Source organism: Streptomyces kunmingensis (genome assembly GCF_039533535.1).
In the GTDB taxonomy this organism is placed as follows: Bacteria; Actinomycetota; Actinomycetes; order Streptomycetales; family Streptomycetaceae; genus Streptomyces; species Streptomyces kunmingensis.
In genome coordinates, this window is the sequence record NZ_BAAATS010000042.1 from 1 (window position 1) to 25,399 (window position 25,399).

General features: G+C 71.4%; 23 protein-coding genes. 22 read left to right on the forward strand and 1 reads right to left on the reverse strand.

Annotation, left to right across the window (positions count from 1 at the left end; genetic code table 11):
* Nucleotides 1-66 precede the first annotated feature (66 nt).
* From ABD366_RS38385 to ABD366_RS38420, 8 genes are all read left to right on the forward strand, one after another.
* On the forward strand, nucleotides 67-582 hold the full coding sequence (locus tag ABD366_RS38385; RefSeq protein ID WP_324770808.1) for a shikimate kinase: 516 nt from the start codon (nucleotides 67-69) through the stop codon (nucleotides 580-582).
* Nucleotides 579-1,688, forward strand: coding sequence for a 3-dehydroquinate synthase (aroB, locus tag ABD366_RS38390; protein WP_324770809.1), 1,110 nt, complete (start codon nucleotides 579-581; stop codon nucleotides 1,686-1,688). Before ABD366_RS38385 ends, aroB begins: the two co-directional genes overlap by 4 nt.
* Nucleotides 1,689-1,822: 134 nt before the next feature.
* Complete coding sequence (locus ABD366_RS38395) at nucleotides 1,823-2,686, forward strand: Pro-rich N-terminal domain-containing protein (RefSeq protein ID WP_344443341.1); 864 nt, start codon at nucleotides 1,823-1,825, stop codon at nucleotides 2,684-2,686.
* 85 nt (nucleotides 2,687-2,771) lie between these two features.
* The gene (locus ABD366_RS38400) at nucleotides 2,772-3,890 is read left to right on the forward strand and encodes an aminopeptidase P family protein (RefSeq protein ID WP_324767509.1); all 1,119 of its coding nucleotides are present in this window, start codon (nucleotides 2,772-2,774) and stop codon (nucleotides 3,888-3,890) included.
* Nucleotides 3,891-3,962: 72 nt separating this feature from the next.
* Nucleotides 3,963-4,529 carry an elongation factor P gene (efp, locus tag ABD366_RS38405; RefSeq protein ID WP_324767510.1) on the forward strand — a complete coding sequence of 189 codons (567 nt, stop codon included), beginning with the start codon at nucleotides 3,963-3,965 and terminating at the stop codon, nucleotides 4,527-4,529.
* 2 nt (nucleotides 4,530-4,531) lie between these two features.
* Nucleotides 4,532-4,966: a transcription antitermination factor NusB gene (gene nusB, locus ABD366_RS38410; RefSeq protein ID WP_324767512.1), complete on the forward strand. Its 435-nt coding sequence runs from the start codon at nucleotides 4,532-4,534 to the stop codon at nucleotides 4,964-4,966.
* Nucleotides 4,967-5,075: 109 nt separating this feature from the next.
* Nucleotides 5,076-6,479: an MFS transporter gene (locus ABD366_RS38415; RefSeq protein ID WP_324767513.1), complete on the forward strand. Its 1,404-nt coding sequence runs from the start codon at nucleotides 5,076-5,078 to the stop codon at nucleotides 6,477-6,479.
* Between the two features lie 16 nt (nucleotides 6,480-6,495).
* The gene (locus ABD366_RS38420; RefSeq protein WP_324767514.1) at nucleotides 6,496-7,956 is read left to right on the forward strand and encodes a pyridoxal phosphate-dependent decarboxylase family protein; all 1,461 of its coding nucleotides are present in this window, start codon (nucleotides 6,496-6,498) and stop codon (nucleotides 7,954-7,956) included.
* Between the two features lie 93 nt (nucleotides 7,957-8,049).
* Here the strand turns inward: ABD366_RS38420 and bldD are convergent, their stop codons facing one another.
* Nucleotides 8,050-8,550: a transcriptional regulator BldD gene (gene bldD / locus ABD366_RS38425; protein ID WP_093894511.1), complete on the reverse strand. Its 501-nt coding sequence runs from the start codon at nucleotides 8,548-8,550 to the stop codon at nucleotides 8,050-8,052.
* A gap of 243 nt (nucleotides 8,551-8,793) precedes the next feature.
* Between bldD and pyrR the strand changes: the two genes are divergently transcribed.
* From pyrR to ABD366_RS38495, 14 genes are all read left to right on the forward strand, one after another.
* Nucleotides 8,794-9,366, forward strand: a complete 573-nt coding sequence (gene pyrR / locus ABD366_RS38430) for a bifunctional pyr operon transcriptional regulator/uracil phosphoribosyltransferase PyrR (protein ID WP_324767516.1) — start codon at nucleotides 8,794-8,796, stop codon at nucleotides 9,364-9,366.
* Between the two features lie 98 nt (nucleotides 9,367-9,464).
* On the forward strand, nucleotides 9,465-10,442 hold the full coding sequence (locus tag ABD366_RS38435; protein ID WP_324767517.1) for an aspartate carbamoyltransferase catalytic subunit: 978 nt from the start codon (nucleotides 9,465-9,467) through the stop codon (nucleotides 10,440-10,442).
* Nucleotides 10,443-10,444: 2 nt separating this feature from the next.
* Nucleotides 10,445-11,734 (forward strand): dihydroorotase, encoded by a 1,290-nt coding sequence (locus tag ABD366_RS38440; protein ID WP_324767518.1) that lies wholly within the window; start codon nucleotides 10,445-10,447, stop codon nucleotides 11,732-11,734.
* 26 nt (nucleotides 11,735-11,760) lie between these two features.
* Nucleotides 11,761-12,363 (forward strand): PH-like domain-containing protein, encoded by a 603-nt coding sequence (locus tag ABD366_RS38445; protein ID WP_324767529.1) that lies wholly within the window; start codon nucleotides 11,761-11,763, stop codon nucleotides 12,361-12,363.
* Nucleotides 12,360-13,514: a glutamine-hydrolyzing carbamoyl-phosphate synthase small subunit gene (gene carA / locus ABD366_RS38450; RefSeq protein WP_324767519.1), complete on the forward strand. Its 1,155-nt coding sequence runs from the start codon at nucleotides 12,360-12,362 to the stop codon at nucleotides 13,512-13,514. Before ABD366_RS38445 ends, carA begins: the two co-directional genes overlap by 4 nt.
* Nucleotides 13,507-16,815 carry a carbamoyl-phosphate synthase large subunit gene (carB, locus tag ABD366_RS38455; RefSeq protein WP_324767521.1) on the forward strand — a complete coding sequence of 1,103 codons (3,309 nt, stop codon included), beginning with the start codon at nucleotides 13,507-13,509 and terminating at the stop codon, nucleotides 16,813-16,815. Before carA ends, carB begins: the two co-directional genes overlap by 8 nt.
* Nucleotides 16,816-16,897: 82 nt before the next feature.
* A complete protein-coding gene (locus ABD366_RS38460) occupies nucleotides 16,898-18,001 on the forward strand; it encodes a quinone-dependent dihydroorotate dehydrogenase (RefSeq protein WP_324767522.1) in 1,104 nt (367 codons plus the stop codon).
* Nucleotides 17,998-18,843 carry an orotidine-5'-phosphate decarboxylase gene (pyrF, locus tag ABD366_RS38465; RefSeq protein ID WP_324767523.1) on the forward strand — a complete coding sequence of 282 codons (846 nt, stop codon included), beginning with the start codon at nucleotides 17,998-18,000 and terminating at the stop codon, nucleotides 18,841-18,843. The genes ABD366_RS38460 and pyrF overlap by 4 nt, the downstream gene beginning before the upstream one ends.
* A gap of 236 nt (nucleotides 18,844-19,079) precedes the next feature.
* Nucleotides 19,080-19,403 carry an integration host factor gene (locus ABD366_RS38470; RefSeq protein WP_026246651.1) on the forward strand — a complete coding sequence of 108 codons (324 nt, stop codon included), beginning with the start codon at nucleotides 19,080-19,082 and terminating at the stop codon, nucleotides 19,401-19,403.
* A 61-nt stretch (nucleotides 19,404-19,464) separates the two neighbouring features.
* Nucleotides 19,465-20,022: a guanylate kinase gene (gmk, locus tag ABD366_RS38475; RefSeq protein ID WP_324767525.1), complete on the forward strand. Its 558-nt coding sequence runs from the start codon at nucleotides 19,465-19,467 to the stop codon at nucleotides 20,020-20,022.
* A gap of 60 nt (nucleotides 20,023-20,082) precedes the next feature.
* Nucleotides 20,083-20,355: a DNA-directed RNA polymerase subunit omega gene (gene rpoZ, locus ABD366_RS38480; RefSeq protein WP_005319902.1), complete on the forward strand. Its 273-nt coding sequence runs from the start codon at nucleotides 20,083-20,085 to the stop codon at nucleotides 20,353-20,355.
* A gap of 57 nt (nucleotides 20,356-20,412) precedes the next feature.
* On the forward strand, nucleotides 20,413-21,675 hold the full coding sequence (gene coaBC, locus ABD366_RS38485; protein WP_324767526.1) for a bifunctional phosphopantothenoylcysteine decarboxylase/phosphopantothenate--cysteine ligase CoaBC: 1,263 nt from the start codon (nucleotides 20,413-20,415) through the stop codon (nucleotides 21,673-21,675).
* 211 nt (nucleotides 21,676-21,886) lie between these two features.
* Nucleotides 21,887-23,095 (forward strand): methionine adenosyltransferase, encoded by a 1,209-nt coding sequence (gene metK, locus ABD366_RS38490; RefSeq protein WP_324767528.1) that lies wholly within the window; start codon nucleotides 21,887-21,889, stop codon nucleotides 23,093-23,095.
* A gap of 106 nt (nucleotides 23,096-23,201) precedes the next feature.
* Complete coding sequence (locus ABD366_RS38495) at nucleotides 23,202-25,349, forward strand: primosomal protein N' (protein ID WP_344443348.1); 2,148 nt, start codon at nucleotides 23,202-23,204, stop codon at nucleotides 25,347-25,349.
* Nucleotides 25,350-25,399: the final 50 nt, after the last annotated feature.

Below are 25,399 nucleotides of genomic sequence, written 5' to 3' on the forward strand. Positions count from 1 at the left end.
CGGCGGTGACAGCGTGCCCGAGACCCGGCGCAACGTGACCTCGTACCTCGACAACCTCCAGATCCGGTGAGCGCGCCGAAGGTCGTTCTGGTCGGGCCGATGGGCGTGGGCAAGTCGACCGTGGGCGGCATGCTCGCGGAGCGGCTCGGCTGCCTCTTCCGGGACACCGACGACGACATCGTGACCGCGCAGGGCCGGGCCATCGCGGAGATCTTCGTCGACGAGGGCGAGGCCCGCTTCCGAGCCCTGGAGAAGGCCGCCGTCGCGGCCGCTCTCGCCGAGCACGACGGGGTCCTCGCCCTGGGCGGCGGCGCGATCCTCGACGCCGACTCCCGGGCGCTGCTCGCCGGCCACCAAGTCGTCTATCTGTCGATGGACGTCGAGGAGGCGGCCAGGCGGACCGGCCTGAACGTGGCCCGGCCGCTGCTCGCCGTCAACCCGCGCAAGCAGTGGCGCGAGCTGATGGAGGCGCGGCGGCATCTGTACACCGAGGCGGCCACGGTGGTCGTCGCCACCGACGGCCGTAGTCCCGACGAGGTGGCCCAGGCCGTCCTCGACGCACTGGAGTTGAAGCAGGCATGAGCGAGCAGTCCGAAGCGGCCGAGCAGATCACCCGGATCCAGGTCGGCGGCACCGCAGGCACCGATCCGTACGAGGTGCTCGTCGGCCGCCAACTCCTCGGCGAGCTGGGCTCGTTGATCGGCGACCGGGTCAAGCGGGTCGCCATCGTGCACCCCGAGGCGCTGGCCGAGACCGGGGACGCGCTCCGCGCCGACCTGGCCGAGCAGGGCTTCGAGGCCGTCGCCATCCAGGTGCCCAACGCCGAGGAGGCCAAGACCGCCGAGGTCGCCGCGTACTGCTGGAAGGCGCTCGGCCAGTCGAACTTCACGCGCTCCGACGTGATCGTCGGCGTGGGCGGCGGCGCCACCACGGACCTCGCGGGGTTCGTGGCGGCGACCTGGCTGCGCGGGGTGCGCTGGATCGCCGTCCCGACGACCGTGCTCGCCATGGTCGACGCGGCGGTCGGCGGCAAGACCGGCATCAACACCGCCGAGGGCAAGAACCTGGTGGGTGCCTTCCACCCGCCGGCCGGCGTGCTGTGCGACCTCGCCGCGCTCGACTCCCTCCCGGTCAACGACTACGTGTCGGGCCTGGCCGAGGTCATCAAGGCCGGGTTCATCGCCGACGAGCGGATCCTGGAGCTCATCGAGGAGGACCCGCAGGCCGCGCGCACCCCGGCGGGACCGCACGCCGCCGAGCTGATCGAGCGGTCCATCAAGGTCAAGGCCGAGGTGGTCTCCGGCGACCTGAAGGAGTCGGGCCTGCGTGAGATCCTCAACTACGGGCACACCCTCGCGCACGCCATCGAGAAGAACGAGCGCTACAAGTGGCGGCACGGCGCGGCCGTCTCGGTGGGCATGCACTTCGCCGCCGAACTGGGCCGCCTCGCCGGGCGCCTGGACGACGCGACCGCCGACCGGCACCGCACCGTTTTGGAGTCCGTCGGCCTCCCGCTGAGCTACCGCTACGACCAGTGGCCCAAGCTCCTGGAGACCATGAAGGTCGACAAGAAGTCCCGCGGTGATCTGCTGCGTTTCATCGTCCTCGACGGCCTCGGCAAGCCCACCGTCCTGGAGGGCCCCGACCCCGCCGTCCTCCTCGCCGCCTACGGTGAAGTGGCCGAATAGCGCCGCTCGTTCGGCACCGGGCACGTTGTGACCTCCCCGGCCGTTCACACAACGGCGGCCGGGGACGGTACCGTTCGGTAGCGCCCTGATCGCCGGCGCCCTATTGACGGTTGTACGAGACGGAGTGGCACCGGATGCAGCACGCAGTGGGATCTCCGCTGCCACCGCCCCATCGGCCGGGGCACGGGCCGGCCGGCCCCTGGCCCGTGGCGCCGCAGGCCCAGCAGCACCCCGGGGCACCCGGCTTCAACGGAGCTTCGCACCCTCCGCCGGTCCCGCCGCACCCCCAGGCGCCCCAGGCTCCGCACCCCCAGGCGCCCCAGGCTCCGCACCGGTCGGCGCCGCCGCAGCGCGACACGACGGGGCACGTCCAGCTCCCGCCCGGCGGCCCCGTCGCCGTGCCGAGCCCGCCGCCCGCGCAGGCTCCCGCCGATCCGGCCGCGACCACCCTCGCCGTGCTGCTCATCGGGCCCGCGGGCGCGGGCAAGACCAGCGTCGCCAAGCACTGGGCGGAGCGCCGGCGCGTGCCCACGGCGCACATCAGCCTCGACGACGTACGTGAATGGGTGCGCTCGGGGTTCGCCGACCCGCAGACCGGGTGGAACGACAACAGCGAGGCGCAGTACCGCCTCGCCCGCCGCACCTGCGGCTTCGCCGCACGCAACTTTTTGGCGAACGGGATCTCCTGCATCCTCGACGACGCCGTCTTCCCGGACCGCCCGGTCGTCGGCCTCGGCGGCTGGAAGCGGCACGTCGGCCCCGGCCTGCTGCCCGTCGTCCTGCTGCCGGGCCTGGAGATCGTCCTGGAGCGCAACGCGCGGCGCAGTGGCAACCGCCGTCTCAGCGACGAGGAGGTCGCCCGTATCCACGGCCGCATGGCCGGCTGGTACGGCTCGGGCCTGCCGATCATCGACAACTCGCAGCTCGACGTGGCCGGCACGGCCCAGGTACTGGACGAGGTGCTGGCCCGCGCCATCGCGAGCCCGCCCCAGTGGTGAGCACACCCCGGGCGGCGGACACGGTGACGCCCGTCCGGACGCGCTGAACCGGCCGCCCGCGGCGCCCGCTCGTACGCTCGGCCTCATGGCAGAGGTGTACGCGGCACGACGGGACCGGCTCAGAGAGCGCGCGACAGCGGGTGGCAGCGCTGCCGCTCTCGTGTCGCGCTCCGCCAACGTCCGCTATCTCACCGGAGCGGCACCGCCGGGCGCCGTGCTGCTGCTCGGCCGGGACTCCGGCGGCAGCGGCGACGTCCTGCTGTGCGGGCAGCCGCCGGGCGGGCAGGTCACCGAGGGGCGGACCGACGAGGAGCTGCGGGTGCAGGTCCTGGCCGCACCCGCCGGGGACCCGGCCGTCGCCGCGGCCGAAGTGGCGCTCGCGCAGGGCGCCGACTCGCTCGCCGTGGAGGAGCACCATCTGACGATGGCCCGGCACCGGGCGATCGGTTCGGTCGCCCCCGCTCTGCTCCTCTCCGATCTGAACAAGGCCGTCGAGCAGTTGCGGCTGGTCAAGGACGAGGACGAGATCGCCTGTCTGCGGATCGCCGCGGAGATCGCCGACCAGGCGCTGGGCGAGCTGCTCGAGTCGATCCTGGTCGGGCGCACGGAGCGCCATCTCGCGCTGGAACTGGAGCGTCGACTTGTCGACCACGGTGCGGACGGGCCGGCTTTTCCCACCTGTGTGGGCACGGGTCCGAACTCCGGCCGCGGCGGTCAACGCCCCAGCGACCGCCGGGTCGAGGAGGGTGACTTTCTCTCGGTGTGCCTGGGCGCCACCTACCGCGGATACCGCTGCGAGATCGGCCGGACCTTCGTCATCGGGACCGCGCCCGCCGACTGGCAGATCGAGCTGTACGACCTTGTATTCGCCGCTCAGCGGGCCGGACGGGAGAGTCTGCTGCCCGGCGCCGCGTGCCGTGAGGTGGACCGGGCCGCCCGTCACGTACTGGACGCGGCAGGGTATGGTGACGGGCTCGCACAGTTGACCGGGCACGGCGTAGGACTCGAAATCGACGAGGACCCGCAGTTGGCCCCCGCGGCCATGGGTAAACTGGACGCTTGTGTGCCGGTCACCGTCGAACCGGGGGTCCACCTCCCGGGCCGGGGCGGTGTCCGGATCGATGACACGCTCGTCGTTCGCCCCGAGGCGGACGGCGGACCCGAGCTACTCACCATCACGACCAAGGAGCTGCTCGCGCTCTAGCCGGAGGAATCCGGCCGGGGGCCGAGCGACTGCCCCGGGGTCGTCCACGTCAGTCCAGGAGATTCCGCAACCGTGGCTTCCACGAACGACCTCAAGAACGGCCTGGTGCTCAAGCTCGACGGGGGCCAGCTCTGGTCCGTCGTCGAGTTCCAGCACGTCAAGCCCGGCAAGGGCCCGGCCTTCGTGCGCACCAAGCTCAAGAACGTGCTCTCCGGCAAGGTCGTCGACAAGACGTTCAACGCCGGCGTCAAGGTCGAGACGGCCACGATCGACAAGCGCGACATGCAGTTCTCCTACATGGACGGCGACTACTTCGTCTTCATGGACATGGAGACCTACGACCAGCTGCACGTCGACCGCAAGGCCGTCGGTGACGCCGCCAACTTCCTGATCGAGGGCTTCACCGCCTCCGTCGCGCAGCACGAGGGCGAGGTGCTCTTCGTCGAGCTGCCCGCCGCCGTCGAGCTCGTCATCCAGGAGACGGAGCCGGGCGTCCAGGGCGACCGCTCCACCGGTGGCACCAAGCCCGCCATCCTGGAGACCGGCCACCAGATCAACGTGCCGCTCTTCATCACCACGGGCGAGAAGATCAAGGTCGACACCCGTGACAGCGGCTACCTCGGCCGGGTGAACAGCTAACCGTGGCTGCCCGTAATACGGCCCGCAAGCGAGCCTTCCAGATCCTCTTCGAGGCCGACCAGCGCGGCGCCGACGTCGTGACGGTCCTCGCGGACTGGGTCAAGAACTCGCACAGCGATCCTCAGCAGCCGCCCGTCAGCGAGTACACGATGGAGCTGGTCGAGGGGTACGCCCCCAAGGCCCGCCGCATCGACGAGCTCATCTCGCAGTACTCCGTCGACTGGACGCTGGACCGGATGCCGGTCGTCGACCGCAACATCCTGCGGCTCGGCGCCTACGAGCTGATCTGGGTCGACGGAACGCCGGACGCCGTGGTCCTCGACGAGGCTGTCTCGCTCGCCAAGGAGTTCTCGACCGACGATTCCCCGGCGTTCATCAACGGACTTCTGGCCCGGTTCAAGGACCTGAAGCCGACGCTCCGCCGCGACGAGGCATAACCGCCACTTCACCGCAGAGCACGCGTAACACCGCAGGCCCGAGGCAGAACTTGAACATTGTTCTGCTTCGGGCCTGGTGCGTTCCCGGCCGCCTCATTAGGTTCTGGCCATGCCTTCCACCGGCCCCGGCGGCCGCAGCGGTCTCGGCGCCAGGGTGCGTGTCGGCTACGGCCTGGGCTCCTTCGCCACCGGCACGTTCGGCACCGTCCCCGGCCTGCTGCTGCTCTACTACCTGACCGACATCCTCGGCGTCGGCGCCGGCCTGGCGGGACTGCTCGTGTTCCTGCCCAAGGCGTGGGACGTCCTGCTCAACCCGTGGATAGGCAGCCTCTCCGACCGCAGCACCCGGACCCGCTTCGGCCCCCGCCGCTCGTGGATGCTGCTCGGCGCCCTCACGATGCCGCTCTGCTTCGCCGCCATGTTCGCGGCGCCGGGCCTCGACGGCGGGCCCGCGGCCGCCTACGTGGCCGTGCTCTTCCTGCTCACCGCCTCCGCGTACGCCTGCTTCCAGGTCCCCTACGTCGCGCTGCCCGCCGAACTCACCGCCGATCCGGACGAACGCGCCCGCGTCATGTCCTGGCGCGTGGCGTTCCTGGCCGTCGCGATCCTGCTGTCGGGGGCCGTCGCACCCCTGCTGGCCGGAGCCACCGCCGAGGACCGGGGCAGCCCGGGCGGCTACCGGCTGATGGGCGCGGTGATCGGCGCCCTCCTCGCCGCCGGGATGCTCGCCGCCGTGGCCGCGACCGCGGGGACCCGGAGCGTCCTGCGGGCGACGAGCGAGCCCGGCCTGCGCGCCCAGCTCCGGGCGGCCCGCGGCAACGCCCCCTTCGCCTGGCTGCTCGGCGCCTTCGTCACGCAGGCCGCGGCGACCGGCCTGATGCTGGCGGGCACCCAGTACTTCGCCACGTACATTCTCGACCGGCCCGGCGCCACGACGCTGCTCTTCATCTGCCTCATCGTCCCGTCGTTGCTCGCGATGGGGCTCTGGCTGGCGATCGGACGCCGCGCCGGCAAGCGGAACGCGGCCATCTGCGCCTCCCTCTGCTTCCTGCTGGGCGCCCTCGGAGCGGCGGCCGGCCGCGAGCTGCCGACCGCGCTGATCTACGGAGCCGTCGCCGTGGCCGGGGTCGGGTACGCCGGTATGCAGATGCTGCCGATGGCGATGCTCGGTGACGCGATCGCCGCCGACGCCTACACGAGCGGCCGGCGCAGGGCCGGGGTCTTCACCGGCCTGTGGACCGCGGGCGAAACCCTCGGACTCGCCCTGGGCCCCGGACTGTTCGGGCTCGTGCTCGCGCTCGGCGGCTTCGCCTCGTCCGACGCGGACCACCGCGTGGCCCAGCCCGACTCCGCGCTCACCGCGATCGTCGTCGGCTTCGGCGCCCTGCCCGCCGCACTGCTCCTGCTCAGCCTTCCGCTGCTGGCCCGCTACCGCCTCACCGAGGCCGAACTGGTCCGGCTGCGCGACGCGGCCGGGGCCGGCCCCGCCGTCCGATCCGACGGAACCGCATGACGACCGGAGTGTGTGCATGACGACCGACCCGATCCTGTCGCGCCTCGCCACGCTGCGCGCGAGCGATCTGCCCGTCCGGGGCGGACGCACGATGGCGTACGTCTACGACTCCGGGCTCGACGGGCTCGAAGAGCTGGCGAACGCCGCGCACGCCGCCTTCGCCGGGGTCAACGGGCTCGACATGACGGCGTTCCCGAGCGTCGTCGAGCTGGAGAACGACCTGGTCCGGCGGGCCACCGCGCTGCTCGGCGGCGGCGCGGGCACCTTCACCAGCGGCGGCACGGAGAGCTGCCTGCTCGCGGTCCTGACGGCGCGTCAGCATGCCCGTAGGACGCGGGGGGTGACCGACCCCGAGCTGGTCCTCGCCGACACGGCGCACGCCGCGTTCCACAAGGCCGCCGAACTCTTCGGGCTGCGCGTGGTGAGCGTGCCCGTCGACCCCGCCACCTTCAAGGTGCGCCCCGCCGACCTGGCCGCGGCGATCACCGACCGCACCGCCCTGGTCGTCGTCTCGGCTCCCTCGTACGCGCACGGCGTCATCGACCCCGTCCCGGAAGCGGCGGCCGAGGCGGCCCGGCGCGGGGTGCTCTGCCATGTCGACGCCTGCATCGGCGGCTGGTACCTCGGGCACCTGCGGGCGGCGGTACAGGGCGGGGGATTTACCCAGGACGCGCCGGAGATACCGGAGTTCGACCTGTCCGTCCCCGGTGTGACCTCCCTCTCGGTGGACCTCCACAAATACGCGTACACCGCGAAGGGCGCCTCGCTCCTGCTGTTCCGGGACGCCGAACTCCGCCGCCATGGCTGGTTCGCGCACTCCTCCTGGCCCGGCTACCCCGTGGTCAACTCCACGCTCCAGGGCACCAAGCCGGCCGGACCGCTCGCGGCGGCCTGGGCCGTGACCGAACACATCGGCGCCGAGGGTTACGCCGCGTTGTCGACGCGCGTACACCGTGCGGTCCGTGACCTCGCCGAAGGCATCGAGAGGATCGACGGGCTGCGACTGCTCGCGCGCCCCGAGGCGTCCCTGCTCGCGGTCGCCGCCGACGACGACGCCGAGGGTGCGGAGGTCGATGTGTTCGTCGTGGCGGACGAGATCCGGGGGAGTGGCTGGTACCTCCAGCCCCAGCCCGTGTTCGGGGCATCCCCGGCCAATCTGCATCTGACCGTGACCGCGGCGGTGGCGGACGAGGAGACCGTGGGGCTGCTCCTCGCCGAACTGGAGAAGGCCGTGGGCCGGGCGCGGGCGGCCGGTCCCGTACGGGTCGACCCGGCGATCGTCGAAGCCGCGGCCGCGCTGGACCCCGACGCGCTCACCCCGGAGGAGGTCGAGGTGGCGCTGGCCCTCGCGGGCGTCGGCGCGGACGGGCGGCTGCCCGAGCGGATGGCGCCGGTGCTCGCCGTCCTCCAGGCGCTGCCGCCGAAGCTGGGCGAGCGGCTCCTGCCCGAGGTCATCGGGCGGCTCTACCAGCCCTGAAAGGCACCCCGAGAGACCCCTGGAAGACGCCAAGGGGCGGAGCCGGTCGGCTCCGCCCCTTGGGACGTGACGTTTCTTCGGTAGCGGCCGGGATCAGGCCTCTTCGTGCGCCACCGCACGCCGCGCGTCGGCGTCGAGGACGCCCCAGCTGATCAGCTGCTCGGTCAGGACCGAGGGCGACTGGTCGTAGATGACGGCAAGGGTGCGCAGGTCGTCCTGGCGGATCGAGAGCACCTTGCCGTTGTAGTCACCGCGCTGCGACTGGATCGTGGCGGCGTACCGCTGCAACGGGCCCGCCTTCTCCGGCGGCACGTGGGCCAGGCGCTCCAGGTCCAGGACGAGCTTCGGCGGGGGCTCGGCCGCGCCGCCGGGGGTCGTGCCGGGCAGCAGCTCCTGCACCGGAACCCCGTAGAAGTCCGCCAGCTCGGCAAGGCGCTGCACGGTCACGGCACGGTCGCCGCGCTCGTACGACCCGACCACGACCGCCTTCCAGCGTCCCTGGGACTTCTCCTCGACACCGTGAAGGGAAAGGCCCTGCTGGGTACGGATCGCACGGAGCTTGGCCCCGAGCTGCTTGGCGTATTCGCTGGACATATAGCTCCCCGGACACTGCATCACTGTGCGGCTGAACCGCGTGGCTGGTAACTCACTGTGAGGTTACGCAGCGTTACTTGGCCGCGTCAAGCCGAATGGTCCGTACCGACCTTCTCCCAAATCGGGCGATCTCGCACCTTCAGGGAGGTGATCGGCGAGGTTCGGCGGCTGGTAGTCTGGTTGGCGCAATTCCGACGTCCTTTAAGATCCGTCCCGTGAGGCGGAGAAGGGGGTCCGTTTCGTATGGACACGCAGAATTCCGACGCCAGGTCCGTTCTCGAAGGCCCTGACATCGCGCGGGTACTGACCCGTATCGCCCACGAGATCGTCGAGCGCGCCAAGGGCGCCGAGGACGTGGTCCTCCTGGGCATCCCCACGCGGGGCGTCTTCCTCGGCCGCCGCCTGGCCGAGAAGCTCGAAGAGATCACCGGCCGCACCGTCCCCGTCGGCTCGCTCGACATCACGATGTACCGGGACGACCTGCGCATGCACCCGCCGCGCGCCCTCGCCCGCACCGAGATCCCCGTAGACGGCATCGACGGCCGCCTCGTGGTCCTCGTCGACGACGTGCTCTTCTCCGGCCGCACCATCCGCGCCGCCCTCGACGCGCTGAACGACATCGGGCGCCCGCGCGCCGTGCAGCTCGCGGTCCTCGTCGACCGCGGCCACCGCGAACTCCCGATCCGCGCCGACTACGTGGGCAAGAACCTCCCCACGTCGCTGCGGGAGACGGTCAAGGTCCAGCTCGCCGAGGAGGACGGCCGCGACGCCGTGCTGCTCGGTGCCAAGCGGGACTCCAAGGCGGCCGAGCAGTAGCACCCCTTCGCCGTGCGTTTCCTCGTACGGCCCGAAAGGTGTGCCTGCGCGCGCCCGTATGCCCCAAATCTCCTGAACCTCCCTACGGAGCACCCCCGATGATGCGACACCTCATCTCGGCCGCCGACCTCACCCGCGACGACGCCGTCCTCATCCTCGACACCACCGAGGAGATGGCCCGCGTCGCCGACCGGCCCATCAAGAAGCTGCCCGCACTGCGCGGGCGGACCGTCTGCAACCTCTTCTTCGAAGACTCGACCCGGACCCGGATCTCCTTCGAGGCCGCCGAGAAGCGCCTGTCCGCCGACGTCATCAACTTCGCCGCCAAGGGCTCCAGCGTCTCCAAGGGCGAGTCCCTGAAGGACACCGCGCAGACCCTGGAGGCGATGGGCGTCGACGCCGTCGTCATCCGGCACGGCGCGTCCGGCGCCCCCTACCGGCTCGCCACCTCCGGCTGGATCGACGCCCCGGTGATCAACGCGGGCGACGGCACCCACCAGCACCCCACCCAGGCGCTCCTGGACGCCTTCACGATGCGCCGCCGCCTGGTCGGCGCGGACGCCGGGCTCGGCAAGGGCCTCGACGGCAAGCGCGTCACGCTCGTCGGCGACGTCCTGCACAGCCGCGTCGCCCGCTCGAACGTCGACCTGCTGCACACCCTCGGCGCCGAGGTCACCCTCGTCGCGCCGCCGACCCTGCTGCCCGTCGGCGTCGAGACCTGGCCCTGCGAGGTCTCCTACGACCTCGACTCCACGCTGACCAAGTCCGACGCGGTGATGATGCTGCGCGTCCAGCGCGAGCGCATGAACGCCGCGTTCTTCCCGACCGAGCGCGAGTACTCCCGCCGCTACGGCCTGGACGGCGACCGCATGGCGAAGATGCCGGAGCACGCCATCGTGATGCACCCCGGCCCGATGGTCCGCGGCATGGAGATCACCGCCGAGGTCGCCGACTCCGACCGCTGCACGGCCATCGAGCAGGTCGCCAACGGCGTGCACACCCGGATGGCCGTCCTCTACCTGCTGCTCGGCGGCGCCGAGCCCGCCGTCACCCACTCTCGTACCGAGGAGAAGTAACCATGAGCAAGATCCTGATCCGTGGTGCGAAGGTGCTCGGCGGCGAGGCACAGGACGTACTGATCGACGGTGCCGTCATCGCCCAGATCGGCACCGGGCTGAGCGCCGACGGCGTCGACGAGGTCGTCGAGGCCGACGGCAAGGTCCTCCTGCCGGGCCTCGTCGACCTACACACGCACCTGCGCGAGCCGGGCCGCGAGGACTCCGAGACCGTCCTGACCGGCACCCGCGCCGCCGCCTCCGGCGGCTTCACCGCCGTCTTCGCCATGGCCAACACCTTCCCGGTCGCCGACACCGCCGGCGTCGTCGAGCAGGTGTACCGGCTCGGTGAGCAGCACGGCTACTGCGACGTGCAGCCCATCGGCGCCGTCACCGTCGGCCTGGAGGGCAAGAAGCTCGCCGAGCTCGGCGCCATGCACGAGTCCACCGCGGGCGTCACCGTCTTCTCCGACGACGGCAAGTGCGTCCACGACGCCGTGATCATGCGCCGCGCCCTGGAGTACGTGAAGGCCTTCGGCGGCGTCGTCGCCCAGCACGCGCAGGAGCCCCGCCTCACCGAGGGCGCCCAGATGAACGAGGGCACCGTCTCCGCCGAGCTGGGCCTGGGCGGCTGGCCCGCCGTCGCCGAGGAGTCGATCATCGCCCGCGACGTGCTCCTCGCCGAGCACGTCGGCTCCCGCGTGCACATCTGCCACCTGTCGACCGCCGGGTCCGTGGAGATCGTGCGCTGGGCCAAGTCCCGCGGTATCGACGTGACCGCCGAGGTCACCCCGCACCACCTGCTCCTCACCGACGAGCTGGTGCGCTCCTACGACCCGGTCTACAAGGTCAACCCGCCGCTGCGCACCGAGAAGGACGTCATGGCGCTGCGCGAGGCGCTCGCCGACGGCACGATCGACATCGTCGCCACCGACCACGCCCCGCACCCGCACGAGGACAAGGACTGCGAGTGGGCCGCCGCCGCCATGGGCATGGTGGGCCTGGAGACCGCGCTGAGCGTGGTCCAGCAGACGATGGTCGAGACGGGCCTGCTCGACTGGGCCGGCGTCGCCGAGCGGATGTCCGTCAAGCCCGCCGAGATCGGGCGGGCCACGGGCCACGGACGCCCCGTCTCGGCAGGTGAGCCCGCCAACCTCGTTCTGGTCGACGCCGACTACCGTGGAAGCGTTGACCCCGCGGGCTTCGCCTCCCGCAGCCGCAACACCCCCTACGAGGGCCGTGAGCTGCCGGGGCGCGTCACCCACACCTGGCTGCGGGGCAAGGCCACCCTCGCCGACGGGAAGCTCGCGTGACACCTCTGCACCCCATGGCCAGCCCCATGACCAGCTCCATGGTCCGCCTGGCCGCCGAACAGAAGTCGGCGGACGTGACCGACTGGGCCGACCGGATCGGCTGGATCGTCGGACTGCTGCTCTTCATCGCGCTCGTCTACTGGCTGATGCGCCAGGGCTGGAAGTGGCGCGGCACCCTCCAGGGCGACCTGGCGCCGCTCCCGCAGTCGCCCGAATCGCCGGGCGAGCCGAAACTGACCATGAGCGGCCGGTACCACGGCTCCACCACCGCGGGGCAGTGGCTCGACCGCATCGTGGCGCACGGACTCGGCACCCGCAGCCGCGTCGAGCTGACCCTGACGGACGCCGGTCTCGACGTCGTACGCCCCGGAGCGAGCGACTTCTTCGTCCCGGCCAAGGCGCTGCGCGAGGCCCGGCTCGACAAGGGCATCGCCGGCAAGGTCCTCACGGAGGGCGGTCTGCTGATCGTCACCTGGGCGCACGGCGACAAGCTGATCGACTCCGGGTTCCGCTCCGACCACGCCGCCGAGCAGGCCGAGTGGGTCACCACCTTGAACGACATGATCAAGACGGACGACACGAACGACATGGTCGAGACGACCATCACGACGGAAGGCACCGCACGATGACCACCTCCACCAGGGGAGCCGCGAAGGCTCCCGCCGTTCTCGTCCTGGAGGACGGCCGGGTGTTCCGCGGCCGCGCCTACGGGGCCGTGGGGGAGACCTTCGGTGAGGCCGTGTTCTCCACCGGCATGACCGGCTACCAGGAGACGCTCACCGACCCGTCGTACGCCCACCAGATCGTGGTCGCGACCGCCCCGCAGATCGGCAACACGGGCTGGAACGACGAGGACGACGAGTCGGCCCGCATCTGGGTCTCCGGCTACGTCGTGCGCGACCCCGCCCGGATCCCCTCCAACTGGCGCGCGAAGCGTTCGCTCGACGACGAGCTGGTCGCCCAGGGCATCGTCGGCATCAGCGGCATCGACACCCGCGCGCTCACCCGCCACCTGCGCGAGCGCGGCTCCATGCGCTCCGGGATCTTCTCCGGCGAGACGCTGCCGACCGACGCCGAGCTCGTCGAGCGCGTCCAGGCACAGCCCGGCATGAAGGGCCTGAGCCTGTACGAGGAGGTCGCCACCAAGGAGGCCTACGTCGTCCCGGCGATCGGCGAGAAGAAGTTCACCGTCGCCGCCATCGACCTCGGCATCAAGGGCATGACCCCGCACCGCATGGCCGAGCGCGGCATCGAGGTGCACGTGCTCCCGGCCACCGCCACCGAGGAAGAGGTGTACGCGGTCGAGCCCGACGGCGTGTTCTTCTCCAACGGCCCCGGCGACCCGGCCACCGCCGAAGGACCGGTTGCCCTGATGAGTGCCGTCCTCGCCCGCAGGACGCCGCTGTTCGGCATCTGCTTCGGCAACCAGATCCTCGGCCGCGCCCTCGGCTTCGGCACGTACAAGCTGAAGTACGGCCACCGCGGCATCAACCAGCCGGTGCAGGACCGCACCACCGGCAAGGTCGAGGTCACCGCGCACAACCACGGCTTCGCCGTGGACGCCCCGCTCGACAAGATCAGCGAGACGCCCTTCGGCCGCGCCGAGGTCTCCCACGTCTGCCTGAACGACCAGGTCGTCGAAGGTCTCCAGCTGCTCGACCAGCCGGCCTTCTCCGTCCAGTACCACCCCGAGGCGGCCGCCGGCCCGCACGACGCCGCGTACCTCTTCGACCGCTTCTTGTCTTTGATGAACACTGCTCAGGAGGGCCAGCGTGCCTAAGCGCTCCGATATCCAGTCCGTCCTGGTCATCGGCTCCGGCCCGATCGTCATCGGCCAGGCAGCCGAGTTCGACTACTCAGGCACCCAGGCGTGCCGCATCCTGCGGGCCGAGGGCCTGCGGGTCATCCTGGTGAACTCGAACCCCGCGACGATCATGACCGACCCGGAGATCGCCGACGCCACGTACGTCGAGCCGATCACCCCCGAGTTCGTCGAGAAGATCATCGCGAAGGAGCGCCCCGACGCGCTCCTGCCGACGCTGGGCGGCCAGACCGCGCTCAACACGGCGATCTCCATGCACGAGCAGGGCGTCCTCGAGAAGTACGGCGTCGAGCTCATCGGTGCCAACGTCGAGGCGATCAACAAGGGCGAGGACCGCGACCTCTTCAAGGGCGTCGTGGAGGAGGTCCGCAAGAAGATCGGGCACGGCGAGTCCGCCCGGTCCGTGATCTGCCACTCCATGGACGACGTGCTGAAGGGCGTCGACACCCTCGGCGGCTACCCCGTCGTCGTCCGCCCCTCCTTCACCATGGGCGGCGCCGGTTCCGGCTTCGCGCACGACGAGGAGGAGCTGCGCCGCATCGCCGGTCAGGGCCTCACCCTGTCTCCCACCACCGAGGTGCTCCTGGAGGAGTCCATCCTCGGCTGGAAGGAGTACGAGCTGGAGCTGATGCGCGACAAGAACGACAACGTCGTGGTCGTCTGCTCCATCGAGAACTTCGACCCGATGGGCGTGCACACCGGCGACTCGATCACCGTCGCGCCCGCGATGACGCTGACCGACCGCGAGTACCAGCGGCTGCGTGACATCGGCATCGCGATCATCCGCGAGGTCGGCGTCGACACCGGTGGCTGCAACATCCAGTTCGCGATCAACCCCGAAGACGGCCGCGTCATCGTCATCGAGATGAACCCGCGCGTCTCCCGCTCCTCGGCCCTCGCCTCCAAGGCCACCGGCTTCCCGATCGCGAAGATCGCCGCTAAGCTGGCCGTCGGCTACACGCTGGATGAGATCCCGAACGACATCACCGAGAAGACGCCGGCCTCCTTCGAGCCGACGCTCGACTACGTGGTCGTGAAGGCCCCGCGTTTCGCCTTCGAGAAGTTCCCCAGCGCCGACTCCACCCTGACCACGACCATGAAGTCGGTCGGCGAGGCCATGGCGTTCGGCCGGAACTTCACCGAGGCCTTCCAGAAGGCGCTGCGCTCCCTGGAGAAGAAGGGCTCGCAGTTCACCTTCGTGGGGGAGACCGGCGACAAGACCGCTCTCCTCGAAGAGGCGGTGCGCCCGACCGACGGCCGGATCAACACCGTCATGGAGGCGATCCGGGCCGGTGCCACGCCCGAGGAGGTCTTCGACTACACGAAGATCGACCCCTGGTTCGTGGACCAGCTCTTCCTCATCAAGGAGGTCGCCGACGAGCTCGCCGCCGCCGAGCGCCTCGACGCGGAGCTGCTCGCCGAGGCCAAGCGCCACGGCTTCTCCGACCAGCAGATCGCGGAGCTCCGCGGCCTGCGCGAGGACGTCGTCCGCGAGGTCCGGCACGCTCTCGGTGTCCGCCCGGTCTACAAGACGGTCGACACCTGCGCCGCCGAGTTCGCCGCGAAGACGCCGTACTTCTACTCCTCCTACGACGAGGAGAGCGAGGTCGCCCCGCGCACCAAGCCCGCGGTGATCATCCTCGGCTCCGGCCCCAACCGCATCGGCCAGGGCATCGAGTTCGACTACTCCTGCGTCCACGCCTCCTTCGCGCTCAGCGACGCGGGCTACGAGACCGTGATGGTCAACTGCAACCCGGAGACCGTCTCCACCGACTACGACACCTCCGACCGCCTGTACTTCGAGCCGCTGACGCTGGAAGACGTGCTGGAGATCGTGCACGCCGAGTCCCTCGCGGGCCCGATCGCGGGCGTCGTCGTCCAGCTCGGCGGCCAGACCCCGCTGGGCCTCGCCCAGGCACTCAAGGACAATGGCGTCCCGGTCGTCGGCACGCCCCCCGAGGCGATCCACGCCGCCGAGGACCGCGGCGCCTTCGGCCGCGTGCTCGCCGAGGCCGGGCTGCCCGCGCCGAAGCACGGCACCGCCACCACGTTCGCGGAAGCGAAGGCGATCGCCGACGAGATCGGCTACCCGGTCCTCGTCCGCCCGTCCTACGTGCTCGGCGGCCGCGGCATGGAGATCGTCTACGACGAGACCCGCCTGTCCTCGTACATCGAGGAGTCGACGGAGATCAGCCCGAGCCGCCCCGTGCTCGTGGACCGCTTCCTCGACGACGCCATCGAGATCGACGTCGACGCCCTCTACGACGGCGAGGAGCTCTACCTCGGCGGCGTCATGGAGCACATCGAGGAGGCCGGCATCCACTCCGGCGACTCGGCGTGCGCCCTGCCCCCGATCACCCTCGGCGGCTTCGACATCAAGCGCCTGCGCGCCTCCACCGAAGCCATCGCCAAGGGTGTCGGCGTCCGCGGCCTCATCAACATCCAGTTCGCGCTCGCCGGGGACATCCTCTACGTCCTGGAGGCCAACCCGCGCGCGTCGCGCACCGTCCCCTTCACCTCGAAGGCGACCGCGGTGCCGCTCGCGAAGGCCGCCGCCCGCATCTCGCTGGGCGCCACCGTCGCCGAGCTGCGCGCCGAGGGGCTCCTGCCGAAGGCCGGTGACGGCGGCACGCTCCCGCTCGACGCGCCGATCTCCGTCAAGGAGGCCGTCATGCCGTGGTCGCGCTTCCGCGACATCCACGGCCGCGGCGTCGACACGGTCCTCGGCCCGGAGATGCGCTCCACCGGCGAGGTCATGGGCATCGACACCGTCTTCGGCACGGCGTACGCCAAGTCGCAGGCGGGCGCCTACGGGCCGCTGCCGACGAAGGGCCGGGCGTTCATCTCCGTTGCCAACCGCGACAAGCGCTCGATGATCTTCCCGGCGCGCGAGCTGGTCGCCCACGGCTTCGAGCTGCTCGCCACCTCCGGCACCGCCGAGGTCCTGCGGCGCAACGGCATCAGCGCCACCGTCGTGCGCAAGCAGTCCGAGGGCGAGGGCCCCAACGGCGAGAAGACCATCGTCCAGCTGATCCACTCGGGCGACGTCGACCTCATCGTCAACACCCCCTACGGCACCGGCGGCCGCCTCGACGGCTACGAGATCCGTACGGCGGCCGTGGCCCGCTCCGTGCCCTGCCTGACGACGGTCCAGGCGCTCGCCGCCGCCGTCCAGGGCATCGACGCCCTCAACCACGGCGGCGTGGGCGTGCGTTCACTGCAAGAACACGCGGAACACCTGACCGCGGCCCGCGACTAGCAGCCCACGAGGGGGACACCGGAAACGGTGTCCCCCTCTTCATGAGGCCACCTGCTCATGAGCACCCCCTAGGACTTCAGCCATGTACAAGCTGTTCTTCAATCTCGTCTTCAAGCGCATGGACCCCGAGCAGGCCCACTACCTGGCCTTCCGCTGGATCCGCCGCACGGCCCGCACCCCCGTGTTGCGCACCTTCGCGGCCGCCGCTCTCGCGCCGCGCCACAAGGAGCTGCGTACCGAAGCCCTCGGCCTGCGTATGCACGGTCCTTTCGGGCTCGCCGCCGGTTTCGACAAGAACGCCATCGCTGTCGACGGCATGGCCATGCTCGGCTTCGACCACATCGAGATCGGCACCGTCACGGGCGAGCCGCAGCCCGGCAACCCCAAGAAGCGCCTCTTCCGCCTCGTGCAGGACCGCGCGCTCATCAACCGCATGGGCTTCAACAACGAGGGCTCGCTGGCCGTCGCCGCCCGCCTCGCCTCCCGCAACCCGGTCTTCAGGACGACGGTCGGCGTGAACATCGGCAAGACCAAGGTCGTGCCGGAGGCCGAGGCCGCCGCGGACTACGTGAAGTCGACCGAGCGCCTCGCCGCCTTCGCCGACTACCTCGTCGTGAACGTCTCCTCGCCCAACACCCCGGGGCTGCGCAACCTCCAGGCCACCGAGGCGCTGCGCCCGCTGCTCACGGCCGTGCGCGAGGCCGCCGACCGCACCGTGCGCTCGCGCCGCGTCCCGCTCCTCGTGAAGATCGCGCCGGACCTCGCCGACGAGGACGTCGACGCCGTCGCCGACCTGGCCGTCGAACTCGGCCTGGACGGCATCATCGCCACGAACACCACGATCTCCCGCACCGGCCTCGCCACCGAGGGCGACGTCGTGAACGAGACCGGCGGGCTGTCCGGGGCGCCCCTCAAGAAGCGCTCCCTGGAGGTCCTCAGGCGCCTCTACGCGCGCGTGGGGGACCAGGTCACCCTCGTGGGCGTCGGCGGCATCGAGAACGCCGAGGACGCCTGGCAGCGCATTCTCGCCGGTGCCACGCTCATCCAGGGCTACAGCGCCTTCATCTACGAAGGCCCGTTCTACGCCCGCGCGATCCACAAGGGCCTCGCCGCCCGCCTGAACGCCTCCCCGTACGCCACCCTCGCCGACGCGGTCGGCGCCGATGTGAAGAAGGTCTCCGCATGACGGCCCTGGAACCCTTCGGCGCCCGCCTGCGCCGCGTCATGGACGAGCGCGGCCCGCTCTGCGTCGGCATCGACCCGCACGCCGCCCTGCTGTCCTCCTGGGGCCTCGGCGACGACATCGCGGGCCTGGAGTCCTTCACCCGTACGACCGTCGAGGCCCTGGCCGGCACCGTCGCCGTGGTGAAGCCGCAGTCCGCGTTCTTCGAGCGGTTCGGCTCGCGCGGCGTCGCCGTCCTGGAGCGCGCCGTCGCCGACCTGCGCGCCGCCGGCACCCTCGTCGTCATGGACGCCAAGCGCGGCGACATCGGCTCCACCATGGCCGCGTACGCGCAGACCTTCCTGCACCCGGACTCCCCGCTGTTCTCGGACGCCCTGACGGTGTCGCCGTACCTGGGCTACGGGTCGCTGAAGCCCGCCGTCGAGCTCGCGCGCGAGTCGGGAGCGGGACTCTTCGTCCTCGCGCTCACGTCCAACCCGGAGGGCGGCGAGGTCCAGCACGCGGTGCGGGCCGACGGCCGCAACGTGGGCGCCACGATGCTCGCGCACCTCGCCGAGGAGAACGCGGGGGAGAGCCCGCTGGGTTCCTTCGGCGCGGTTGTCGGCGCGACCCTCGGGGACCTGTCCTCCTACGAGCTCGCCGTCAACGGTCCGCTGCTCGCTCCCGGTATCGGCGCTCAGGGCGCCACGGCCGCCGATCTGCCGAAGGTGTTCGGCCCGGCCGTGCGCAACGTCGTACCGAACGTGAGCCGTGGCGTCCTGAAGGCCGGGCCGTCCGTGACGGCGCTGCGGGACGCGGCCGTCCGCTTCGCGGACGAGGTGCGTGAGGCGGTCGAAGGCGCCTGATGAGAGGCGCTGGAGGGTGGCACTCCGTGCCGACCTTTGGCCTCGCGTCCGAATCTTGACCGATTTACTGGTTGTTTTGTCTGAAATGCACAGCTCGACAGAGGCTGACCAGGACTTTTCGTTCGTTCTCGCTGACTCGGACGGCCTTGGCCGCTAGTCTCCGTCGAGAGGTGTGGGGCGACTAAGTTCCTCACCGGTCCGTATCCGACAGTTTCGACATCCGAGGTGACGTAGGCGTGGCTCTTCCGCCCCTTACCCCTGAACAGCGCGCAGCCGCGCTCGAGAAGGCCGCCGCGGCTCGCCGGGAGCGGGCCGAGGTCAAGAATCGACTCAAGCACTCCGGCGCCTCCCTCCACGAGGTCATCAAGCAGGGCCAGGAGAACGACGTCATCGGCAAGATGAAGGTCTCCGCCCTCCTGGAGTCCCTGCCGGGCGTGGGCAAGGTCCGCGCCAAGCAGATCATGGAGCGGCTCGGGATCTCCGAATCCCGCCGGGTCCGCGGTCTCGGTTCCAACCAGATCGCCTCCCTGGAGCGCGAGTTCGGCAGCACCGGAGCCTGAGCGCCACTGGCCGGCCCCCGGGCTGGTCCGGGCACTCCGGAACAACTGGAATAATCGCTGCATGAGTGAACGTCCGCGGCTGACCGTGCTCTCCGGCCCCTCCGGGGTCGGCAAGAGCACGGTCGTCGCCCATATGCGCAAGGAACACCCCGAGGTCTGGCTCTCGGTGTCGGCGACGACCCGCAAGCCGCGCCCCGGCGAGAAGCACGGAGTCCAGTACTTCTTCGTCACCGACGAGGAGATGGACAAGCTGATCGCCAACGGCGAGCTCCTCGAGTGGGCCGAGTTCGCGGGGAACCGCTACGGCACTCCGCGAGGCGCCGTCCTCGATCATCTCGAGGCCGGCGAGCCCGTACTTCTCGAGATCGACCTCCAGGGCGCACGCCTGGTCCGGGAGTCGATGGCCGAGGCGCAGCTGGTCTTCCTGGCCCCGCCGAGCTGGGAGGAGCTGGTCCGCCGGCTCACCGGGCGCGGTACCGAGGCCCCCGACGTCATCGAGCGCAGGCTCGGGGCCGCCAAGATCGAACTGGCCGCCGAGTCGGAGTTCGACACCACCCTGGTCAACACCTCCGTCGAGGACGTGGCGCGTGAGCTGCTAGCCTTGATGAAAGTTGTTTGATCTTCACCGTAGTGACCATTCCGGTCCCTACCCCAGTCTTTAACCATCGGAAGGCAGAGCGTGTCCTCTTCCATCACCGCGCCCGAGGGCATCATCAACCCGCCGATTGATGAGCTTCTCGAGGCAACCGACTCGAAGTACAGCCTGGTCATCTACGCCGCCAAGCGCGCGCGTCAGATCAACGCGTACTACTCGCAGCTCGGCGAGGGCCTCCTCGAGTACGTCGGCCCGCTGGTGGACACGCACGTCCACGAGAAGCCGCTCTCGATCGCCCTGCGTGAGATCAACGCGGGCCTGCTGACGTCCGAGGCCATCGAGGGCCCCGCGCAGTAACGCCCGAACCGCTTCACCACAGGCCCGACAGCCCGGCTGTCGGGCCTGTGGTGTGTCATGGAGTCGTACACACACGCACGCGGGGAGGCACGGACGGTGGAGACAGTGGAGACGGTCGGCAAGCCGAAGGTCGTACTGGGCGTCAGCGGCGGCATCGCCGCCTACAAGGCGTGTGAACTGCTGCGGCGCCTCACCGAGTCCGGCCACGACGTGCGCGTCGTCCCCACGGACTCGGCGCTGCACTTCGTCGGCGCCGCGACCTGGTCGGCGCTCTCCGGCAACCCGGTCTCCACCGAGGTCTGGGACTCCGTCCACGAGGTACCGCACGTGCGGATCGGCCAGCACGCGGACCTCGTGATCGTCGCCCCGGCCACCGCCGACATGCTCGCCAAGGCGGCCCACGGCCTCGCCGACGACCTCCTCACCAACACCCTGCTCACGGCCCGCTGTCCGGTCGTCTTCGCGCCCGCCATGCACACCGAGATGTGGGAGCACCCGGCGACCCAGGAGAACGTCGCGACGCTGCGCCGCCGCGGCGCCCTCGTCATCGAGCCCGCCGTCGGCCGTCTGACCGGCGTCGACACCGGCAAGGGACGCTTCCCCGACCCGGTCGAGATCTTCGAGTACGTACGCCGTGTGCTGGCGCGCGGCGCCGACGCGGCCGTCTCCGACCTGGCCGGCAAGCACGTCGTCGTCAGCGCGGGCGGCACCCGCGAACCCCTCGACCCGGTCCGCTTCCTCGGCAACCGCTCCTCGGGCAAGCAGGGCTACGCGCTGGCCCGTACGGCAGCCGCCCGCGGCGCCCGGGTCACCCTGCTCTCCGCCAACGCGGCGCTGCCCGACCCGGCCGGCGTCGACGTCGTCCACGTGGGCACGGCCGTGCAGCTCCGGGAAGCGGTCCTCAAAGCGGCGGCCGACGCCGACGCGGTCGTCATGGCGGCGGCCGTGGCCGACTTCCGCCCCGAGGTGTACGCGACAGGCAAGATCAAGAAGAAGGACGGCGAGGAGCCCGCGCCGGTCGCCCTCGTCCGCAACCCGGACATCCTCGCGGAGGTGTCCGCCGACCGGCAGCGCCCCGGTCAGGTGGTCGTCGGATTCGCCGCCGAGACCGACGACGTCCTCGCCAACGGCCGCGCCAAACTCGCCCGCAAGGGCTGTGACCTGCTCGTCGTCAACGAGGTCGGGGAGCGCAAGACCTTCGGCTCCGAGGAGAACGAGGCCGTGATCCTGAGCGCCGACGGGACGGAGACCCCGGTCCCCTACGGCCCGAAGGAAGCCCTCGCGGACCGGATCTGGGACGAGGTCGTCCGGCGTGTCTGAAAACCGGCCGATCAGGGGCGCCCAGTAGTCTTCCGGAGACCGTCCGTCGTGTCGCAGAATGCCGTGTCGCAGGTCACAGCCCTCCCAAGTGGCGAGACACGTGGTCCGGCGGACGAGTGTGACCGATAAACTGGTCTCGGACGCCGCCGGGCGCAGCTCCCGGCAGTCCATCAATGATCAGCCAGCAGCCGCTGCAACCACAGGGAGCGTTGTGTCCCGTCGCCTGTTCACCTCGGAGTCCGTGACCGAGGGCCACCCCGACAAGATCGCTGACCAGATCAGCGACACGATTCTCGACGCACTGCTCCGCGAGGACCCCACGTCCCGCGTCGCCGTCGAGACGCTGATCACCACCGGACTGGTGCACGTGGCCGGCGAGGTCACGACCAAGGCGTACGCGCCGATCGCGCAGCTCGTGCGCGACAAGATCCTCGAGATCGGCTACGACTCCTCGAAGAAGGGCTTCGACGGCGCTTCTTGTGGCGTCTCGGTCTCCATCGGATCGCAGTCCCCGGACATCGCGCAGGGCGTCGACACGGCGTACGAGAACCGTGTCGAGGGCGACGACGACGAGCTGGACAAGCAGGGCGCCGGCGACCAGGGCCTGATGTTCGGCTACGCGTGCGACGAGACGCCGAACCTGATGCCGCTCCCGATCCACCTCGCGCACCGCCTGTCGAGCCGCCTCTCCGAGGTCCGCAAGAACGGCACGATCCCCTACCTGCGTCCCGACGGGAAGACCCAGGTCACCATCGAGTACGACGGTGACAAGGCGGTCCGCCTGGACACGGTCGTGGTCTCCTCCCAGCACGCCTCGGACATCGACCTCGACTCGCTCCTCGCCCCCGACATCCGCGAGTTCGTCGTGGAGCCGGAGCTGAAGGCCCTCCTCGACGACGGCATCAAGCTGGAGACCGAGGGCTACCGCCTGCTGGTCAACCCGACCGGCCGCTTCGAGATCGGCGGCCCGATGGGCGACGCCGGCCTCACCGGCCGCAAGATCATCATCGACACGTACGGCGGCTACGCCCGGCACGGCGGCGGCGCCTTCTCCGGCAAGGACCCGTCGAAGGTCGACCGCTCCGCCGCGTACGCGATGCGCTGGGTCGCCAAGAACGTGGTGGCCGCCGGTCTCGCCACGCGCTGCGAGGTCCAGGTCGCCTACGCGATCGGCAAGGCCGAGCCCGTCGGTCTCTTCGTGGAGACCTTCGGCACGAACGCGGTGGACACGGACACGATCGAGGCCGCGATCACGGAGGTCTTCGACCTGCGCCCGGCCGCGATCATCCGCGACCTCGACCTGCTGCGCCCGATCTACTCCCAGACGGCCGCCTACGGCCACTTCGGGCGTCCGCTGCCCGACTTCACCTGGGAGAAGACGGACCGCGTGGACGCGCTGCGCAAGGCCGCGGGCCTCTAGGTCCCGGCTTCCGACGCCCGCGGGCCCGGCTCTCCTTCGGGAGGGCCGGGCCTCCGGCGTTTTCCCGGGCCTTTCGCTGTCGGTCCCCTCTGGTAGGAATGCACCTGTGAGCAGCGAGAACGACACGCCCGAGGGGCCCGGCGGCGGCGAGCCGGAGCAGCTCGCGTTCATTCGGGAGAGCGTGCGCAGGGCGAAGGCGCCGAAAGCGAAGCCGCGGACGTGGCGGGGTGCGGCCCTCGCCAAGGAGCTGCCGGTGGCCCGGGTCCTCGTCGACAAGGGAGTGCTGCACCTCGACCGGTACTTCGAGTACGCGGTGCCGGAGGAGCTGGACGCCGTCGCACAGCCCGGGGTGCGGGTGCGGGTCCGCTTCGGCGCCGGGTCGAAGAACGTGCGGGACGGGCGGCGCGAGGGCGGCGGCCTGATCGACGGGTTCCTGGTGGAGCGGGTCGCCGAGGCCGAGTATCAGGGGCCGCTGGCCGCACTCGCCCAGGTCCTCTCGCCCGAACCGGTGCTGGACGCCGCGCTGTTGGGGCTGACGCGGGCCGTGGCCGACCGGTACGCGGGGAGCCTCGCGGACGTGCTGCAGCTCGCGGTGCCGCCCCGGCACGCCAAGGCGGAGGCGAGGGAGTTCCCACCGCCGCCGGCTCCTCCGGCCGCGCCCGAGCCCGGATCGTGGCAGCGCTACGAGCGCGGGGCCGATCTGCTGGCGTCCCTGGCCGCCGGGGGCGCGCCGCGCGCGGTGTGGACCGCGCTGCCGGGGCCCGAGTGGGCGGCGGAGATCGCCCGGGCCGTGCAGGCGACCCTCGCCTCGGGGCGGGGCGCCCTCGTGGTCGTCCCGACGGTGCGGCTCGCGGCGCGGGTCGATGCCGCGCTGCGGGAGACGCTCGGGGAGGGACAGCACGCGCTGCTGACCGCCGACGCCGGGCAGCAGCGGCGCTACCAGGAGTGGCTCGCCGTGCGCCGGGGCGCGGTACGGGCCGTGGTGGGGACGCGGGCCGCCATGTTCGCTCCCGTACGGGATCTGGGACTTGTCGTCGTGTGGGACGACGGGGACGGGCACCACAGCGATGAGCGCGCGCCGTTCCCGCATGTGCGCGAGGTCCTGGAGCTGCGGGCCACGCGCGACAAGTGCGCGTTTCTGCTGGGCGGTTGGAGCTGCACCGTCGAGGCGGCCCAGCTGGTGCGCAGCGGCTGGGCCGCCGCGGTCGCCGCGCCCAGGGAAGCCGTGCGCAGGACCGCCCCCCTGGTACGGACCGTGGGGGACCTCGATGTCGCCAGGGACGAGGCGGCGCGGGCCGCCCGACTGCCCAGCATCGCCTGGGACGTGGCGCGGGCCGCCCTGCGCGACGGGCCGGTGCTCGTCCAGGTGCCGCGCCGCGGCTACGTGCCGCGCCTGGCCTGCCAGCGGTGCCGGGAGCCCGCCCGCTGCCGGCACTGCGCGGGCCCGCTGGAGGCCCGGGAGGCCACCGGCGTGCTGGCCTGCGGCTGGTGCGGCCGGGAGGAGGCGAACTGGCACTGCGGCGAGTGCGGCGGCTCCCGGCTGCGGGCGCAGGTCGTCGGAGCGCGGCGCACCGCCGAGGAGCTGGGCCGGGCCTTCTCCACGGTGCCGGTTCGGACGTCCGGGCGTGAGCAGGTGCTGGACACGGTGTCGGGGGCGCCCGCGCTGGTCGTGAGCACGCCCGGCGCCGAGCCCGTCGCCGAGGGCGGGTACGCCGCCGCGCTGCTGCTCGACGGATGGGCGATGCTCGGGCGGCCCGATCTGCGGGCGGGGGAGGACGCGCTGCGCCGCTGGATCGCCGCGTCCGCGCTGGTCAGGCCCCAGGAAGCGGGCGGCACCGTCGTGATCATGGCGGAGCCGACGCTGCGCCCGGTGCAGGCCCTGGTGCGCTGGGATCCGGCCGGGCACGCGGTGCGGGAGCTCGCCGACCGGGCCGAGCTGGGTTTTCCGCCGGTGTCCCGGATGGCGTCGGTGAGCGGGGCCCCGGACGCGCTCGCCGACTTCCTCGGTGCGGTCGAACTGCCCGCGGACGCCGAGGTGCTGGGTCCTGTGCCGCTGCCCGACTCCGGACCGGGCGCTTCCCGGCGGCCGGGGGCGCCTCCGGCCGGTGAGCAGGGGGAGCGCGTCCTGGTGCGGGTGCCCCCCGGCAGCGGCGCCGTCCTCGCCCGCGCCCTCAAGCAGGCGCAGGCCGCGCGGATGGCGCGCGGCGGGGTCGAGCCGGTGCGAGTGCGGGTGGACCCGCTCGACATCGGGTGACCGGGGCCGGATCGGGCTGCCGCGGGGGTGTCGACGCACCACTGCCTCCC

What these genes read in the sequence shown, in the direction of transcription:
- aroB (WP_324770809.1), top strand. Translation starts at nt 579, where the DNA reads ATGAGCGAGCAGTCCGAAGCGGCCGAGCAGATCACCCGGATCCAGGTC.
- ABD366_RS38395 (WP_344443341.1), top strand. Translation starts at nt 1,823, where the DNA reads ATGCAGCACGCAGTGGGATCTCCGCTGCCACCGCCCCATCGGCCGGGG.
- ABD366_RS38400 (WP_324767509.1), top strand. Translation starts at nt 2,772, where the DNA reads ATGGCAGAGGTGTACGCGGCACGACGGGACCGGCTCAGAGAGCGCGCG.
- ABD366_RS38415 (WP_324767513.1), top strand. Translation starts at nt 5,076, where the DNA reads ATGCCTTCCACCGGCCCCGGCGGCCGCAGCGGTCTCGGCGCCAGGGTG.
- ABD366_RS38420 (WP_324767514.1), top strand. Translation starts at nt 6,496, where the DNA reads ATGACGACCGACCCGATCCTGTCGCGCCTCGCCACGCTGCGCGCGAGC.
- bldD (WP_093894511.1), bottom strand. Translation starts at nt 8,550, where the DNA reads ATGTCCAGCGAATACGCCAAGCAGCTCGGGGCCAAGCTCCGTGCGATC.
- pyrR (WP_324767516.1), top strand. Translation starts at nt 8,794, where the DNA reads ATGGACACGCAGAATTCCGACGCCAGGTCCGTTCTCGAAGGCCCTGAC.
- ABD366_RS38435 (WP_324767517.1), top strand. Translation starts at nt 9,465, where the DNA reads ATGATGCGACACCTCATCTCGGCCGCCGACCTCACCCGCGACGACGCC.
- ABD366_RS38440 (WP_324767518.1), top strand. Translation starts at nt 10,445, where the DNA reads ATGAGCAAGATCCTGATCCGTGGTGCGAAGGTGCTCGGCGGCGAGGCA.
- ABD366_RS38445 (WP_324767529.1), top strand. Translation starts at nt 11,761, where the DNA reads ATGACCAGCTCCATGGTCCGCCTGGCCGCCGAACAGAAGTCGGCGGAC.
- carA (WP_324767519.1), top strand. Translation starts at nt 12,360, where the DNA reads ATGACCACCTCCACCAGGGGAGCCGCGAAGGCTCCCGCCGTTCTCGTC.
- ABD366_RS38460 (WP_324767522.1), top strand. Translation starts at nt 16,898, where the DNA reads ATGTACAAGCTGTTCTTCAATCTCGTCTTCAAGCGCATGGACCCCGAG.
- pyrF (WP_324767523.1), top strand. Translation starts at nt 17,998, where the DNA reads ATGACGGCCCTGGAACCCTTCGGCGCCCGCCTGCGCCGCGTCATGGAC.
- gmk (WP_324767525.1), top strand. Translation starts at nt 19,465, where the DNA reads ATGAGTGAACGTCCGCGGCTGACCGTGCTCTCCGGCCCCTCCGGGGTC.
- coaBC (WP_324767526.1), top strand. Translation starts at nt 20,413, where the DNA reads ATGGAGTCGTACACACACGCACGCGGGGAGGCACGGACGGTGGAGACA.